Here is a 14,581-nt window from a genome sequence, read left to right on the forward strand (position 1 = left end):
CCCGATCGTAGGCCGGGCCGACGACACCGCGGCCCGGCCTGCCGGTCGGCCGGTCAGAGCTGCAACTTGAACCCGACGTGGGAGGCGGTGAAGCCGAGCCGCTCGTAGAAGCGATGGGCGTCGGTCCGGATCACGTCCGAGGCCAGCTGGACGAGTGCGCAGTTCTCGGCGCGGGACTTCTCGACGGCCCATTCGACGAAGCGGGTGCCCAGGCCACTGCCGCGCTCGTCGGCGTGTACGCGGACGCCTTCGATGATGGAGCGGGTGGATCCCTTGCGGGAGAGGCCCGGGACGATTGTCAGCTGGAGGGTGCCGACGACACGGTCCGCGCGGACGGCGACGACCAGGTGCTGGTTCGGGTCGTCGGCGAGCCGCTTCAGGGCCGCGCGGTACGGGGTGAGGTCGTCCGGGGATTCCCGGGTGGCGCCGAGGGGGTCGTCGGCGAGCATGGCGACGATGGCGGGCAGGTCGGCCTCGGTGGCGGGGCGAATGGCAAGCTCGGGGGTGTCGGTCACGTCAGGGTGCTCCTCTCTCAGCCCGCGGCCACGGTGAGCGGTGCCCAGCGGCGGGTCCAGTCACCTGGCAGGCCGGGGATGTCGCGGGTCATGACGGCGTTGAAGGCCACCGAGGCGAGGCCGCGGTCCTTGAGCCAGGCGAGGAGTTCCTCGTGGCGTACGTCGACATCGGTGCGCAGCGGCCGGTCGGTGCCCTGGGCGAGTGCGGTGATCAGGGACTGGGCGGTGGCGGTGTCGTGGGCGATCAGCGGTCCGATGACCTGGGTGTCCATATTGGGCCAGGCCGCGGCGTAGCCCGTGAGGGTGCCGTCGCCGCCGCGGTCCTCGGCGACGACGAGCTGGTCGGCGAAGGCGGGCAGCCGGGTGATCATGTGGGTGCGGTCGCTGCCGAAGACCTCGGCGTCCAGCCGCAGGATGCGCGGGAGGTCCTCGCCGCGGGCCGGCCGTACCCGGGGGGTGCCGTATGTGCCGGAGGTGCCCGCCGGTTGGAAGGCCCCCCGGAGCATCTCGGCGCGGCCTGTGGTCTCGAAGCCGAGCTCCTCGTAGAGGGGGCGGCCGTGCGGGGTGGCGTGCAGGGTGAGGGGGATGCCCTTGAGTACGTCGTCGCAGATGTATGTCATCAGGCGGCGTCCCATGCCCTGGCGGGCGTAGCGGCCGGCGACGAGGACCATCCCGATGGCGGCGAGTTCCGGTTCGGGGCGGGGTCCGCCGTACCGGGTGACGACGCAGGCGGCAGCGAGTCCCTTTCCGTCAGGGGCGTCGACGCCGTAGCCGTTTCCGGCGGCGAGGAGGAGGCCCCACTTGTGGTCCTCGCGGGGCCAGCCGCGGTCTTCGGACAGGTCGGCGCAGTGGCGGAGATCGTCCACGGTCAGCGCTCGGATCGGCAGATCGGTGAGGTGTGGTGGTGTCACCGGCTCAGACTGGATCATCGGTCGGGAGTCGTCCAGGGGATTTGGGCGTCGATGTTTCACGTGAAACAAGCCGATGTTTCACGTGAAACATCGGCTTGTGCCTCCCCGTGGTGGCCAGGGGAGGGTTAGCCTCGACGGCTATGACCACCCTGCACCTCTTCGATCTCGACGGGACGCTGATGTTCGGCTCGGCGGCGCCGGTCGAGATCTCCCGGCAGCTCGGGCTGAGTCACGAGATCGCGGAGCTGGAGCGGTCCTTCGGCGCACGGGAGATCGGGCCGCAGGAGTTCTCGGTGGCGGCCCATGCGCTGTGGGCCGAGTTGACGCCCGCGCATGTCCGGGCGGCGTTCGACGGTTCCCCATGGCTGTCGGGTATCCGGGAGGTGTGGCGGGAGATCCGTGAGCGCGGGGACTACTGCGCGGTGATCTCGTTGTCGCCGTCCTTCTTCGTGGAACTGCTGATGGAGTGGGGCGCGCACGCTGCCCACGGTTCGGTGTTCCCGGCGGTGCCGTTCACCGGGCCCATGGAGGTGTCCGGGATCCTGACGCCCGAGGGCAAGGTGACGGTGGCGGACCGGCTGTGCGAGCGGTTCGGGGTGAGCCGGGGCGACTGCGTCGCGTACGGGGACTCGATGACCGACGCGGTGCTCTTCGAGGCGGTGCCGGTCTCGGTGGCGGTCAACGCGCGGCCCTATCTGGCGGAGCGCGCGACACACGTCTACGAGGGGCGGGACCTTCGGGAGGCATACCAGCTTGTAGGGGTGCCACGCCCGGGAGTTGAGGCATCTTAGGAGGAAAGTGGGTCCGAAGCGCAGATTTTCCGCGTTTCCCCGCAGGCCTCTGAGTCGGCTGGCACGCTGTGGAACCCGGAACCACGGATTCACAGGCCGTGGCGTGTGCAGACCGACCGAGATGTTTGAAGCGAGGCACCGCATGGACGCTCCGCCCACCAGATCGGCCAGCCGGGGGACGGCCCGGATACCCGCCGGGGGCGGTGCGATCGAGCCCTCGCCGGATGCCGTGCTCATCCGCCGGACTCTCGCGGAGATCGCACCCGTCGCCGACAAGGTGACCTCGTACTTCTACGCCCTGGTCTTCACCGGGCACCCCGAAGTGCGCGGCATGTTCCCCGCCGCCATGGACGCCCAGCGCGACCGGCTGCTGAAGGCGCTGCTGACCGCCGCCGAGCACATCGACAATCCCGCGGTACTCACCGCCTATCTGCGCCGGCTGGGCTCGGGGCACCGCAAGTACGGCACCGTGGCGGGCCACTATCCGGTGGTGGGCGAAGCCCTCGTCGGTGCGCTGGCCCGGTACGCGCAGGGCACTTGGGGGCCGGAGACGCAGGCCGCATGGGTGAGGGCCTACACCGCGATCTCCCAGATCATGATCGACGCGGCGGCGGAGGACGAGGTCAAGGCCCCGGCGTGGTGGCACGCGGAGGTGGTCTCGCACGATCTGCGCACCTCGGACATCGCCGTGCTGACCGTCCGTCCCGACCAGCCGTACGCTTTTCTCGCCGGCCAGTACGCCAGCCTGGAAACCCCGTGGTGGCCCCGGGTGTGGCGGCACTACTCCTTCGCCTCGGCGCCGCGCGCCGACGGACTGCTGTCCTTCCACGTCAAGGCCGTGCCCGCGGGCTGGGTCTCCAACGCGCTGGTACGTCACGCCCGCCCCGGGGACGTGCTGCGCCTCGGCCCGCCGGCCGGGTCGATGGTGGTGGACCACACGACGGACAACGGGATGCTGTGCCTGGGCGGGGGCACCGGAATCGCCCCGATCAAGGCGCTGATCGAGGACGTGGCCGAGCACGGTGAGCGGCGGCCGGTGGAGGTGTTCTTCGGGGCGCGCAGTGACCACGACCTGTACGACAAGGACACGCTGCTGGGGCTGCAGCGCTCGCATCCGTGGCTGTCGGTGCGCCCGGTGGTCGGCGACTGGCTCTCCGGGCAACTGCCGCAAGCGATCGGCGAGCACGGGCCCTGGAGTTCGTACGACGCGTTCATTTCCGGGCCGCCCGCGATGATCCGCAGTGGGGTGGACGAGCTCAAGCGGATCGGGATCCCCGGCGAGCGGATCCGGCACGACGCGGTGGAGGAGCTGGCGGGCGTGGCCGGCTGAGACCGGCGGGCGTCCCGCCGGTCTCGGTCAGGGGCCTCAGCCCAGGTCGGGGGCGTGCATGGCGCGGACGCCCTCGATGTTCCCGTCGAGGTAGTGCCGCAGGGACAGCGGGACGAGGTGGACGGCGGCGATGCCTACCCGGCTGAAGGGCACGCGGACGATCTCGTACTCGCCTTCGGGCTGGTCGATCTCGGGGCCGTGCCGTTGGCTGGGGTCCATCGATTCGAGGTGGCAGACGAAGAAGTGCTGCACCTTCACGCCGGTCACTCCCCCGTCGGCGATGTGCTCGACGGTGTCGACGAAGCAGGGCACCACATCGGTGATCTTCGCGCCGAGTTCTTCGTGGACCTCCCGGTGGAGGGCGTCGACGACGGTGGCGTCCGAGGACTCCACTCCGCCGCCGGGGGTGAGCCAGTACGGATCGACGCCGGGCTTGGTGCGCTTGATGAGGATCAGGTCGTCACCGTCGAGCAGGATCGCGCGGGCGGTGCGTTTGACCACGGGACGTTCGGTCATGGGAGAAGAGTGGCCCACGACTCCGCTTCTGAAACGCGCCACGGGCCGGAAACGGAGGCACTTACCAGTGCGCGGCGGCGTCCAGCAGCCGGTCGTGGGCCCGGGCGAGGTGGGCGAGGGCGAGGCTGCCGGTCCGTACGACCAGGAACCAGGTACGCAGCGGGGGCACGGGCGGATCTGCCAGGGCCACGATCCGGCCGCTGTCGAGGGCGTCCTGGCAGAGGTAGCGGGGAAGGACGGCGAGCCCGGCGCCCGCCTGGACGCATTCCAGTACGGCTCGCAGGTCCGGCGCGACCACGGTGGCGGCGAGGGCTCCGGCGTCGGGCCGGGTGTCGAAGACGGCGGCCCAGTAGCGGGTGACGAGCGGCAGGGTCTCGTGGACCTCGACGAGCGGGACGCCGGCGAGCGCGGCGGGCCCCTCCTCGCGCACCCGGTCCTGGCCGACGAGGGCGGCCCAGTAGGGCGCGGCGACCAGGACGTGCTCCTCGTCGCACAGCGCGGTGACGGTGAACAGCCCGCCCCGGGGATGGGCGGTCGTGACGACGAGGTCGTGGTGGCCGGCGGCGAGCCCGTCGAGGGTCTCCTCGGCGCCGGTCTGGAGGGTGGCGCGCAGGGTGTGGCCCTGGCCGACGAGGGGCGCGAGAGCGGGGAGCACCCGCAGGCACAGGAACTCCGGGGGCCCGGCGACGTGCAGGGAGCGTAACGCGCCGGCCGCCTCCCGCCCGGCCTCGGTGATCCGCAGCAGGGCGTCGAGGTGCGGGGCGGCCTTGTGGGCGAGCTCGTCGCCCACGGCGGTGGGGGTGACACCGCGGGCGCGACGGTGGAACAGGGGGCGGCCCAGCTGGCGTTCGAGCGTGCGGATCTGCGAGGTGACGGCCGGCTGGGACAGTCCCAGGAGCGCGGCGGCCCGGGTGAAGGAGCCCGCCCGGTGGACGGCGACGAAGGTGCGCAGCAGGGCCAGGTCCATCGCGGCACCTCTCGGTGGGGGCTTCAACTATAAATATGCCGATAGCCCCCTGTCGTTACCGTGATTGGACTCTGACACAGAGTCAACTAGCCTTGTCGCGTGGTTCTTCGCGTGCGGAACCCGGGGCGGTCCGAGCCACGAGGGGGGAGGCTCGGACCGCCGTTCCACAGCCTGTTCAGCCGCCGTCACCTACGCCGCCGCCGTCATCCGCGAGGCCGCCGTCACCCGCGAGATCGAGCGCGCGCAGGACGTCCGCGACGAGGTCATCGGTGTCCTCGGCTCCGGCGGAGAAGCGGATGAAGCCCTCCGGCACGGCGTCGCCGCCCCACCGTCCGCGCCGCTCGGCGGTCGACCGTACGCCTCCAAAGCTCGTCGCGTCCTCGACGAGGTGCAGGGCCGCCATGAAGCGTACGGCGTGCGCGCGGTCGGGCAGCGTGAAGGAGACCACCGACCCGAAGCCCCGCATCTGCCGGGCGGCCGTCTTGTGGGACGGGTCGGACGCCAGGCCCGGGTAGCGCAGCCCCGTCACCTCGGTGCGGTCGGCCAGCGCCTCGGCGACGGCCAGCGCGTTGGCCCACTGGCGCTGCGCGCGCAGCTGGATGGTGGCCAGGGAGCGGTGGGCGAGCCAGGCCTCCATGGGGCCCGGGATCGCGCCGACGATCTTGCGCCACCTGCGGACGTCGTCGGCGAGTTCCGCGTCGCGGCAGATGACGTACCCGAGCAGCAGGTCGCCGTGGCCGGTGAGGCCCTTGGTGCCGCTGGCGACGGAGAAGTCCGCGCCGAGTTCGAGGGGCCGCTGGCCGAGCGGGGTGGCGAGGGTGTTGTCGACGGCGACCAGGGTCCCGCCGGAGTGCGCCGCGTCCGCGAGGCGGCGTACGTCGCACACGTCGAGCCCGGGGTTGGAGGGCGTCTCGATCCACAGCAGCCGGGCGCCGTCGATCACGGCGAGCTGGGCGTCGTCCCCGGTCGGGGCGGTGCGTACGCGGATCCCGTACGCCTCCAACTGCTCCCGCAGCAGGGGTAGCGCCTGGTAGCCGTCGGAGGGCAGGACCACGGTGTCGCCGGTGCGCGCCTGGGAGAGGAGGACGGCGGAGACCGCGGCCATGCCGGAGGCGAAGACGACGGTGTGCACGTCCTGGCCGGGGGCTTCCAGCTCCCCGACGGCCTGTTCCAGCAAGGTCCAGGTGGGGTTGGTGTCGCGGCCGTAGGTGTACGGGCCCTCGACGTCGCCGGGGAGGTGGAAGTGGGCGGCGAAGACCGGGCCGGGCAGAGGCGGTTGGTTCTTGACGGGCTCGGGCAGCCCGGCGCGGACGGCCAGGGTGCCGTCGCCGAGCCGGTCCGCCGCGGGGCCGCGGCCGCGGCCGTCGGCCGGGCTGTGGCCGTCACCGTGGTCGTGGCCGGGGCCGGGGCCGGGGTCGTGCCCGTGGTCGTGGCCGGGGCCGGGGCCGGGGTCGTGCCCGTGGTCGTGGCCGGGGCCGGGGCCGGGGTCGTGGGGGGAGTTCACGCGGTGTGCTCCTTCATGGCCTCGCGTACGGCGTCCAGCAGGCCGGGGCTCGCCGCCTCGACCAGTTCCAGGCACTCCTCGAACCCGTCGAGCGAGCCGTAGTAGGGATCCGGTACGTCGGTCTCGGCGGCCGTGGCCGACGGATCGAAGGACCTCAGCAGCCGCACCTTGGCGGCGTCCCGCGGGGTGGGCGCGAGCGCCCGCAGGTCCCGCAGGTGCCCGGCGTCGAGCGCGACGACCAGGTCGAGGCGGTCGAACCAGGAGGACCGGAACTGCCGGGCCCGGTGGTCCTGCTCGTATCCGGCGGCTTCCAGGACGGAGACGGTGCGCGGGTCGGCGCCATCACCCTCGTGCCAGCCGCCGGTTCCGGCGCTGTCGACCTCGACCAGGGCGTCGAGCCCGGCTGCGGCGACATGGGCGCGGAAGACGGACTCGGCCATGGGCGAGCGGCATATGTTGCCCGTGCAGACGAAGCACACGCGGTACATGAAGCGGCCCGTTCAGTTCTTGTCGGGCAGGGCCATGTTCACGGCCCAGGAGACGATGGAGATGATCAGGCCGCCGAGGACCGCGGTCCAGAAGCCGTCGACGTGGAAGCTGAGGTCGAGCTGGTCGGCCAGCCAGGAGGTCAGCAGCAGCATCAGGGCGTTCACGACGAGGGTGAACAGGCCGAGTGTGAGGATGAAGAGCGGCAGCGAGAGAAGCTTCACCACGGGCTTGACGATGAGGTTGACCAGCCCGAACACCAGGGCGACCAGGATGAGGGTCAGCGTCCGGCGGCCCATGCTGCTGCCATCGTCCAGAGTGATGCCGGCGAGCAGCCAGATGGCGACGGCCAGAGCCGCCGCGTTGGCGAGCGTCTTGACTACGAAATTCGTCATGTGTCTGATCGTGGCAGAGAAGATCCCGGTGGGACATCCGCAGATCAGCGGATGTGAGGGAACGATCGAGTACAAGGGGCACAACGACGATGAAAGCCTTCCGGCTTGACGAGCTCGAAGCGGAGCGGGTCGCCAACGACGGCGCCTATCTGCAGTTCGTGCGCGAGCGGAACATGTCGGTCGGGCTGTACGCGCTCGACGCCGGACAGAGCGATCCGCAGCAGCCGCACCGCCAGGACGAGGTGTACTTCGTCGTGAGCGGCCGGGCCTCGATCACGGTCGGGGAGGAGACGACGACGGTGGCGCGCGGCAGCGTGGTCTACGTCCCCGCGGGGGTCCCGCACAAGTTCCACCACATCAGCGAGGACCTGCGCGTGATGGTGGTGTTCTCCCCACCGGAGGGCTGAGGGCCCCGGCCGGATGAGGGTCGCGCCCCCGGTCCCCCTAGGGGGCGGATCAGGGGACTCCGGGGGCTCGCGGGTCCCCGCGGCAGTTCCCGGACTCCTAGAGTCGAGAGCAGGAAGTCACGGACGAGGAAGAAGAGGACGAGGCCATGGACGGCATCCGAGAGATTTTCGCAGGCATGCCCTGGTGGGTTAAGTGGGTCGCCGTTCCGCTGCTGGCGCTGTTCGTCTTCGGCGGTGTGATCACGAGCATCCTGGGCGCCCTGATCGGGATCGTCTTCAAGCTGCTCCTCTTCGTCGGCCTCGTCGGCGGACTGGTCTTCGTGGTGAAGAAGGTCAGCGGCGGCAGGACGAAGTCCTCCTCCGGCGAGTGGTAGCAGGACTCGGCCCGGGACTCCCGGGATTGGGCCAGGCGGGGGAACGTGACGGGCGAAACCACTCACACTCCGGGAAACGGTCGATAGAGTGGCAATCTGTGCCGTTCCCTGGGCACCGAAAGCCGGTACCACCGCTCTGACCCGCGGTTGCGTTGAGCTGCCGCCGAGCACGACCCCCAGGAGTCACGGCATACGCGGGGGCGGCCCCCGCAGGGCGGGCCACCCCGAGGCCCGCCGCCACGCCTGGGGGTGAGCTTTGTCTTCCGTTCCCAACGCCGGTGTGCCGACTCTGATCGGTTCGGTGCAGCGGGCGTTGAGGCTGCTCGAAGCGGTGGGCTCGCACAGCGAGGGAGCGCCGGCGAAACAGCTGGCCCGGGAGGCCGGACTCCCGCTTCCCACCGCGTACCACCTGCTGCGCACCCTCACGCACGAGGGCTATCTGCGCCGGGAGAGCGGAGTCTTCGTCCTCGGCGACGCGGCCGGGCGGCTCGCCGGCGGCGGACTCCAGCAGAAACGTCGCAGCATGATCCTCGACTCCCTCGCGCACTTCCGCGACTCGGTCGGGGCCCCCGTCTACTTCGCGGTCTTCCGCGAGGGTGAGATCGAGCTCGTGGGCGTCTCGGACACCCCGGCCAGCCCGGCCTGCGAGGAGTGGGCCGATTTCCGCGAGACCGGCCACGCGCACGCCATCGGTCAGTGCCTGCTCGGCCAGCTCGACGAGAAGACGCGCAAGGACTACTACGACCGGCACCCGGTCGAGGCCATCACCCCCTACACCGTGGCCGATCAGCGGTCCTTGGAACAGCGGATCGCGTCCCTGGAGCGGATGCAGCCGGTTACGGAGCGTCAGGAGTACGCCCTGGGCACGGTCTGTGCGGCCATCCCCATCACCGCCGGCGACACCGCCGCGACGATGGCGATTTCCCTTCCCCTGCACCAAGAAGACCGGTTGCTTTATGTAGTCGATCGACTACGGAGTGAAGTAGGCGCGCTGTTGAGCACCCTCTCGTTCTCTATCAGTATCTGAAAACTCACTCCTTGTGATCTGCTAGCGCTTCCACCACTCTTGTCAAGAGGGCCCTGGGGGATCATTCCTGGCCACTTCCACTACAGCGGGGTAGTCAATGCGCGAGTCGGTACAGGCAGAGGTCATGATGAGCTTCCTCGTTTCCGAGGAGCTCTCGTTCCGGATCCCGGTGGAACTCCGGTACGACGCTCGGGACCCCTACGCAGTCCGCCTGACCTTCCACCTTCCCGGAGATGCGCCCGTGACCTGGGCGTTCGGCCGGGAGCTCCTCCTCGACGGCATCAACAAACCGTGCGGCGACGGCGATGTGCACATCGCCCCGACCGATCCCGAGGACCTGTCCGATGTCCACATCCGCCTCCAGGTCGGCGGTGACCGGGCCCTGTTCCGCGCCAGCGCGGCGCCGCTCGTCGCGTTCCTCGACCGCACCGACCGGCTCGTCCCGCTCGGCCAGGAGCGCAACCTGGGTGACTTCGAGGAGAACCTCGACGAGGCGCTCGGCAAGATCCTGGCCGAATCCCGGCAGAACGAGCAGAACGCGGGGTGACGCGCCGCCGTGCGCGCACCGACCAGCCGCGCCGGCCACGCTGTTCCTCCCGCAACAACCTTTCAGCGCTTGCGACGGCGGCCCCGGCCGCCACGGGCCGGCTCCGACGCCGGCCCGGCGACCGGGGTCCCCGGCCGGTCGGCGGAAACGACCAGGGCGGCCAGCGCCGTCGTCACGGGAACCGAGGCCACGAGGCCGATCGAGCCCACGAGGGTCCGTACGATCTCCACCGCGACCAGCTCGCTGTTGGCCACCGACCCCATGCTGCTGTTCGCGATCGAGAACAGCAGGAGCAGGGGGAGCGCGGCACCCGCGTAGGCGAGTACGAGCGTGTTGACCACCGACGCGATGTGGTCGCGCCCGATCCGGATGGCCGCCCGGTAGAGGGCGCGCGACCCCATCGACGGGTCGGCCTGATGGAGTTCCCAGACCGCGGAGGTCTGCGTGACCGTCACATCGTCGAGCACGCCCAGCGATCCGATGATGATGCCCGCGAGCAGCAGACCGCTCATGTCGATGCCCGGGTAGAGCCCGTGGATCAGGCCCGTGTTGTCGTCGGTGTTTCCGCTGAGGAACGCCCAGTCGATGAACACCGAGCCCAGCAGCCCGATCAGCAGCAGCGAGACGAGCGTGCCGAGGACGGCGACCGAGGTGCGGGCGGTCAGCCCGTGGCAGATGTACAGAGCGATGAGCATGATGGCGCTCGCGCCGATGACGGCGACGACCAGCGGATTCGACCCCTGCAAGATGGCCGGGAGGATGAAGAGGGTCAGCACGCCGAAGCTGATGATCAGCGCGATCAGTGCGAACAGCCCGCGCATCCGGCCGACCAGGACGACGGCGACCGCGAAGATCAAGGCCAGCAGCGCCAAGGGGAACTTGCGGTTCACGTCGATCACCGAGTACTGGAGGTCCCGCGGGGCGTCCGGCGCGTACGCGACCACCACCCCCTGACCCTTCGCCAACTGCCGTGGCGCGCCCGGCTGGACGATCTCCACGAAGGTGCGGCCCTTGTCCGGTCCGGTGCCGACCTCGACGGTGGCCTTCTTGCACTCACCGGTCTGCGCCGCCTGGGCCTCGCGGCCCTCGGGAGTGGACGTGTCGCCGGTGGGCGGGACCTGCGAGGCGTTCACCGATTTGCAGTCGACCTGTTCGAGCGAGACGACCGTGCCCTGCTGCGTCTGCCGGTCGAAACCGACCCCCGTGCGCTCGTGGGCGGGGGCGCCGCCCGGCCAGAGCACCGCCATGCCGACGAAGACGGCGGCGGCGAAGGGGATCAGCACGGCCGCGATGACCTTGCGCAGGTGCTTCGAGACGGGGGCCGCCGGGCCGTGGCCGTGCCCGTGGGAATGCCCGTGGGAATGGCCGGCAGGGTGCCCGGAACCCGGGTGCGCGTGGCCCGAGTGGCCAGTGGGATCCGTGGGCTCGATGGGGGGCTGCGGCGAGGTCGTCACCAGCAGATCATCGCAAGAGATGAGGGGGCCCACTGTTCAGCACGCCATGGATGACGCTAGCGTGGGGGCTACTTTGCACAACGCGGGAGCTCGGAGCACCGGGCTGAGAGGACGCTGATCACCGTACGCGCATCACGGATGCGTACGGGAGGAGGCTGCGTCGACCGCCGAACCTGTTACCGGGTAATGCCGGCGTAGGGAGATAGGTCTCATGACCATTCAGGACGCATGCACGCCTGCCGTCAGCCAGGACGGCGACGGCTCGACCGAGCGCAAGCCGGGCTGGCACAAGGGCTACGTGGCGGGCTCCCGCCCCGACATCCGGGTGCCGGTCCGCCAGGTCCACCTCACCAACGGCAAGGACGTGACGCTCTACGACACGTCCGGTCCGTACACCGACCCCCAGATCGAGACCGACGTGCGCCGGGGTCTCGCGCCGCTGCGCGAGAACTGGATCATCGGCCGCGGCGACACCGAGGAGTACGCGGGACGTCCCGTGCGCCCCGAGGACGACGGAATCAAGCACACCTCGCCGCGCGGCGGGCTCAAGAACCTCGACGCGGTCTTCCCGGGCCGCCCCCGCCAGCCCCGCCGGGGCCGTGGCGGCGCCGCCGTCACGCAGCTCGCGTACGCCCGCCGGGGCGAGATCACCCCGGAGATGGAGTACGTCGCGATCCGCGAGAACGTCTCCCCCGAGGTCGTCCGCGAGGAGATCGCCGCAGGCCGCGCGGTGCTTCCGGCGAACGTGAACCACCCGGAGATCGAGCCGATGATCATCGGCAAGCGGTTCCTGGTGAAGGTCAACGCCAACATCGGCAACTCCGCCGTCACCTCCTCCATCGAGGAGGAGGTCGACAAGATGACCTGGGCCACCAAGTGGGGCGCCGACACGGTCATGGACCTCTCGACCGGCCGCAACATCCACACCACGCGCGAGTGGGTGCTGCGCAACTCCCCCGTCCCGATCGGTACCGTCCCGCTCTACCAGGCGCTGGAGAAGGTCGACGGCCGTGCCGAGGACCTGACCTGGGAGATCTACAAGGACACGGTCATCGAGCAGGCCGAGCAGGGCGTCGACTACATGACGGTCCACGCCGGCGTGCTGCTGCCCTACGTGCCGCTGACCGCCCGCCGCAAGACCGGCATCGTCTCGCGCGGCGGCTCGATCATGGCCGCGTGGTGCCTGGCGCACCACAAGGAGAACTTCCTCTACACGAACTTCGAGGAGCTCTGCGAGATCCTCGCGACGTACGACGTCACCTACTCGCTGGGTGACGGCCTGCGCCCCGGCTCCATCGCGGACGCCAACGACGCGGCGCAGTTCGCGGAGCTGAAGACGCTGGGCGAGCTGAACACGATCGCCAAGCGGCACAACGTCCAGACGATGATCGAGGGCCCGGGTCACGTCCCGATGCACAAGATCAAGGAGAACATCGACCTCCAGCAGGAGATCTGCGAGGAGGCGCCGTTCTACACGCTCGGCCCGCTGACCACGGACGTCGCGCCCGCGTACGACCACATCACCTCGGGCATCGGCGCCGCGATGATCGCCTGGTGGGGCACGGCGATGCTCTGCTACGTCACTCCCAAGGAGCACCTGGGCCTGCCCAACCGTGACGACGTCAAGACCGGCGTCATCACGTACAAGATCGCGGCGCACGCGGCGGACCTGGCCAAGGGGCACCCCGGTGCCCAGGAGTGGGACGACGCGCTGTCGGACGCGCGGTTCGAGTTCCGCTGGGAGGACCAGTTCAACCTGGCCCTCGACCCGGACACGGCCCGTGAGTTCCACGACGAGACGCTGCCCGCCGAGCCGGCCAAGACCGCGCACTTCTGCTCCATGTGCGGTCCGAAGTTCTGCTCGATGAAGATCTCGCAGGACATCCGCCGCGAGCACGGCGGCGACCTGAAGGCCGAGGAGATCCAGGCGGGCATGGCGGAGAAGTCCGCCGAGTTCGCGGCCTCGGGCAACCGCGTCTACCTGCCGCTGGCCGACTGAGGCGGTCGACAGGAGCTACGGAGCGGACCCGCGACCCATGAGGGGGAGTCGCGGGTCCGCCCGTGTCGCGCTGATCCGGCGCCTCAGGCCCCGTACAGATCGCGCTGGTACTCCGCTGTCTCGTGCTTGGCGTCCGTCATCTCGCGGATGCCTGCGTCGGCGCCCCCGAGCAGCTTGGCGACGCCCACCATCACGTCGTGGAAGTTGCTCGAAGTCGTCGTGCACGACGTCCTCACGGCTCGCGCTCCAGCCGAGGAACGGGCCGTGGTCGTCGGCGTCGATGAAGAGCTGAAGATGACGTAAGCCGACCGTAGGCATCCCTGTCGGGCCGTGCAAGCAAGCTCGACCGCAAGGGGCAAGGTCGGGCCGTGTCCGTCACAGAGGCCATTGGCGTCGCATCACTAGTCCGATTAGTGGACTTATCTGCGAGGTGTCCCGCCCCTCGCGGCAGCGATTCCCACGATGACCGAGGTGGCCCGAGAGGCCCCACCGCACGTCGTTCGATCGGATTCGAGAAGGAGTGGTATGCGCCCTGAGAAAAGGACCAGGTCAATCCTTGGTCCGCTGCCCAGGCGGAGCAGTTGGCTGACTGGCGGCACCCTCGCATCGCTTGCCCTGGTCATGGCGGGCATGTCCAGCCCCGCGGTCGCCACGGCTCAGGCCATCCAGGCGACCGAGGCGGTCCGGGTGGCGGCCCCCGCGGATGACCACTGCAAGTCGGACAAGCACGATTACGATCCGAGAGCGGCTGCCCAGGCCGGTCCGCGCGGTGGTGGCGGCGACGACGAGTGCAAGCAGGGTCCGACGGGTCCGACGGGCCCCAGGGGTCCGAAGGGTGAGAACGGCGCCGACGGAGCCACCGGGGCTACAGGTGCGACCGGAGCCACGGGTGCCACGGGTGCCACAGGTACGGACGGCGTCGACGGTGCCACCGGTGCGACGGGTACCGATGGCGCTACGGGCGCGACGGGTGCGGATGGCGTCGACGGTGCGGACGGTGCGACGGGCGCCACCGGTGCGACGGGTGCCACGGGTACCGATGGCGCGACGGGCGCGACGGGTGCGGATGGCGTCGACGGTGCGGACGGTGCGACGGGTGCCACCGGCGCTACGGGTGCTACGGGTACCGATGGCGCTACGGGTGCTACGGGTACTGATGGCGCGACGGGCGCGACGGGTGCGGATGGCGTCGACGGTGCGACGGGTGCCACCGGCGCTACGGGTGCTACGGGTACTGATGGCGCGACGGGTGCTACGGGTACTGATGGCGCGACGGGCGCGACGGGTGCGGATGGCGTCGACGGTGCGGACGGTGCGACGGGTGCCACCGGCGCTACGGGTGCTACGGGTACCGATGG

Annotated in this window: 16 protein-coding genes and 1 riboswitch; of the genes, 7 read left to right on the top strand and 9 right to left on the bottom strand. The window is 70.4% G+C overall.

All coding sequences use genetic code 11. The features are described 5' to 3' along the window. Positions 1-53: 53 nt before the first annotated feature. Together ACGFYQ_RS16560 and ACGFYQ_RS16565 are read right to left on the bottom strand one after the other, a co-directional pair. Positions 54-515, bottom strand: a complete 462-nt coding sequence (locus tag ACGFYQ_RS16560; RefSeq protein WP_393744348.1) for a GNAT family N-acetyltransferase — start codon at positions 513-515, stop codon at positions 54-56. Positions 516-532: 17 nt separating this feature from the next. Next, positions 533-1,426, bottom strand: coding sequence for a GNAT family N-acetyltransferase (locus ACGFYQ_RS16565; protein WP_393744350.1), 894 nt, complete (start codon positions 1,424-1,426; stop codon positions 533-535). A gap of 140 nt (positions 1,427-1,566) precedes the next feature. Between ACGFYQ_RS16565 and ACGFYQ_RS16570 the strand changes: the two genes are divergently transcribed. Together ACGFYQ_RS16570 and ACGFYQ_RS16575 are read left to right on the top strand one after the other, a co-directional pair. Beyond that, positions 1,567-2,217 carry an HAD family hydrolase gene (locus ACGFYQ_RS16570; protein WP_393744352.1) on the top strand — a complete coding sequence of 217 codons (651 nt, stop codon included), beginning with the start codon at positions 1,567-1,569 and terminating at the stop codon, positions 2,215-2,217. Between the two features lie 142 nt (positions 2,218-2,359). Beyond that, positions 2,360-3,547, top strand: coding sequence for a globin domain-containing protein (locus ACGFYQ_RS16575; RefSeq protein ID WP_393744354.1), 1,188 nt, complete (start codon positions 2,360-2,362; stop codon positions 3,545-3,547). 36 nt (positions 3,548-3,583) lie between these two features. On the opposite strand, the gene ACGFYQ_RS16580 is transcribed toward ACGFYQ_RS16575, so the two are convergent. The 5 genes from ACGFYQ_RS16580 to ACGFYQ_RS16600 form a co-directional block, all read right to left on the bottom strand. After that, complete coding sequence (locus ACGFYQ_RS16580; RefSeq protein WP_384226778.1) at positions 3,584-4,063, bottom strand: NUDIX domain-containing protein; 480 nt, start codon at positions 4,061-4,063, stop codon at positions 3,584-3,586. Between the two features lie 61 nt (positions 4,064-4,124). Beyond that, on the bottom strand, positions 4,125-5,030 hold the full coding sequence (locus ACGFYQ_RS16585; RefSeq protein WP_393744357.1) for a LysR family transcriptional regulator: 906 nt from the start codon (positions 5,028-5,030) through the stop codon (positions 4,125-4,127). Positions 5,031-5,205: 175 nt separating this feature from the next. Next, positions 5,206-6,534, bottom strand: a complete 1,329-nt coding sequence (locus ACGFYQ_RS16590; protein WP_393744359.1) for a cystathionine gamma-lyase — start codon at positions 6,532-6,534, stop codon at positions 5,206-5,208. After that, entirely contained in the window at positions 6,531-7,022 is a 492-nt protein-coding gene (locus tag ACGFYQ_RS16595) for a low molecular weight protein-tyrosine-phosphatase (RefSeq protein ID WP_393744361.1), read from the bottom strand. Before ACGFYQ_RS16595 ends, ACGFYQ_RS16590 begins: the two co-directional genes overlap by 4 nt. Positions 7,023-7,034: 12 nt before the next feature. Continuing rightward, positions 7,035-7,415 carry a phage holin family protein gene (locus tag ACGFYQ_RS16600; protein ID WP_393744363.1) on the bottom strand — a complete coding sequence of 127 codons (381 nt, stop codon included), beginning with the start codon at positions 7,413-7,415 and terminating at the stop codon, positions 7,035-7,037. 89 nt (positions 7,416-7,504) lie between these two features. Here ACGFYQ_RS16600 and ACGFYQ_RS16605 point away from each other — a divergent pair, with 89 nt between their 5' ends. The 4 genes from ACGFYQ_RS16605 to ACGFYQ_RS16620 all read left to right on the top strand — a co-directional run bounded on the left by ACGFYQ_RS16605 (position 7,505) and on the right by ACGFYQ_RS16620 (position 9,770). Beyond that, a complete protein-coding gene (locus ACGFYQ_RS16605) occupies positions 7,505-7,822 on the top strand; it encodes a cupin domain-containing protein (protein WP_362389503.1) in 318 nt (105 codons plus the stop codon). Between the two features lie 146 nt (positions 7,823-7,968). Further along, on the top strand, positions 7,969-8,196 hold the full coding sequence (locus ACGFYQ_RS16610) for a DUF5326 family protein (protein ID WP_393744365.1): 228 nt from the start codon (positions 7,969-7,971) through the stop codon (positions 8,194-8,196). A gap of 280 nt (positions 8,197-8,476) precedes the next feature. Continuing rightward, positions 8,477-9,223, top strand: coding sequence for an IclR family transcriptional regulator (locus ACGFYQ_RS16615; RefSeq protein WP_393744367.1), 747 nt, complete (start codon positions 8,477-8,479; stop codon positions 9,221-9,223). Between the two features lie 97 nt (positions 9,224-9,320). Next, entirely contained in the window at positions 9,321-9,770 is a 450-nt protein-coding gene (locus tag ACGFYQ_RS16620) for an SsgA family sporulation/cell division regulator (RefSeq protein WP_328926566.1), read from the top strand. A gap of 62 nt (positions 9,771-9,832) precedes the next feature. Here ACGFYQ_RS16620 and ACGFYQ_RS16625 read toward each other — a convergent pair whose 3' ends face one another. Continuing rightward, the gene (locus tag ACGFYQ_RS16625; protein WP_393744370.1) at positions 9,833-11,257 is read right to left on the bottom strand and encodes a YibE/F family protein; all 1,425 of its coding nucleotides are present in this window, start codon (positions 11,255-11,257) and stop codon (positions 9,833-9,835) included. Between the two features lie 39 nt (positions 11,258-11,296). Continuing rightward, positions 11,297-11,442: riboswitch (TPP riboswitch) on the top strand. Here ACGFYQ_RS16625 and thiC point away from each other — a divergent pair. Further along, positions 11,436-13,223, top strand: a complete 1,788-nt coding sequence (gene thiC / locus ACGFYQ_RS16630) for a phosphomethylpyrimidine synthase ThiC (protein WP_393744372.1) — start codon at positions 11,436-11,438, stop codon at positions 13,221-13,223. It overlaps the preceding riboswitch by 7 nt. Positions 13,224-13,306: 83 nt before the next feature. Here the strand turns inward: thiC and ACGFYQ_RS16635 are convergent, their stop codons facing one another. Then, positions 13,307-13,459, bottom strand: coding sequence for a hypothetical protein (locus ACGFYQ_RS16635; RefSeq protein WP_393744374.1), 153 nt, complete (start codon positions 13,457-13,459; stop codon positions 13,307-13,309). Positions 13,460-14,581: the final 1,122 nt, after the last annotated feature.

This window comes from Streptomyces sp. NPDC048258 (assembly GCF_043201995.1).
Lineage (GTDB): Bacteria > Actinomycetota > Actinomycetes > Streptomycetales > Streptomycetaceae > Streptomyces.

Bases quoted from the DNA above. Each gene is read 5' to 3' on its own strand.
- ACGFYQ_RS16620 (WP_328926566.1), top strand. From the start codon at position 9,321: ATGCGCGAGTCGGTACAGGCAGAGGTCATGATGAGCTTCCTCGTTTCC.
- ACGFYQ_RS16585 (WP_393744357.1), bottom strand. From the start codon at position 5,030: ATGGACCTGGCCCTGCTGCGCACCTTCGTCGCCGTCCACCGGGCGGGC.
- ACGFYQ_RS16600 (WP_393744363.1), bottom strand. From the start codon at position 7,415: ATGACGAATTTCGTAGTCAAGACGCTCGCCAACGCGGCGGCTCTGGCC.
- thiC (WP_393744372.1), top strand. From the start codon at position 11,436: ATGACCATTCAGGACGCATGCACGCCTGCCGTCAGCCAGGACGGCGAC.
- ACGFYQ_RS16610 (WP_393744365.1), top strand. From the start codon at position 7,969: ATGGACGGCATCCGAGAGATTTTCGCAGGCATGCCCTGGTGGGTTAAG.
- ACGFYQ_RS16605 (WP_362389503.1), top strand. From the start codon at position 7,505: ATGAAAGCCTTCCGGCTTGACGAGCTCGAAGCGGAGCGGGTCGCCAAC.
- ACGFYQ_RS16595 (WP_393744361.1), bottom strand. From the start codon at position 7,022: ATGTACCGCGTGTGCTTCGTCTGCACGGGCAACATATGCCGCTCGCCC.
- ACGFYQ_RS16570 (WP_393744352.1), top strand. From the start codon at position 1,567: ATGACCACCCTGCACCTCTTCGATCTCGACGGGACGCTGATGTTCGGC.
- ACGFYQ_RS16575 (WP_393744354.1), top strand. From the start codon at position 2,360: ATGGACGCTCCGCCCACCAGATCGGCCAGCCGGGGGACGGCCCGGATA.
- ACGFYQ_RS16580 (WP_384226778.1), bottom strand. From the start codon at position 4,063: ATGACCGAACGTCCCGTGGTCAAACGCACCGCCCGCGCGATCCTGCTC.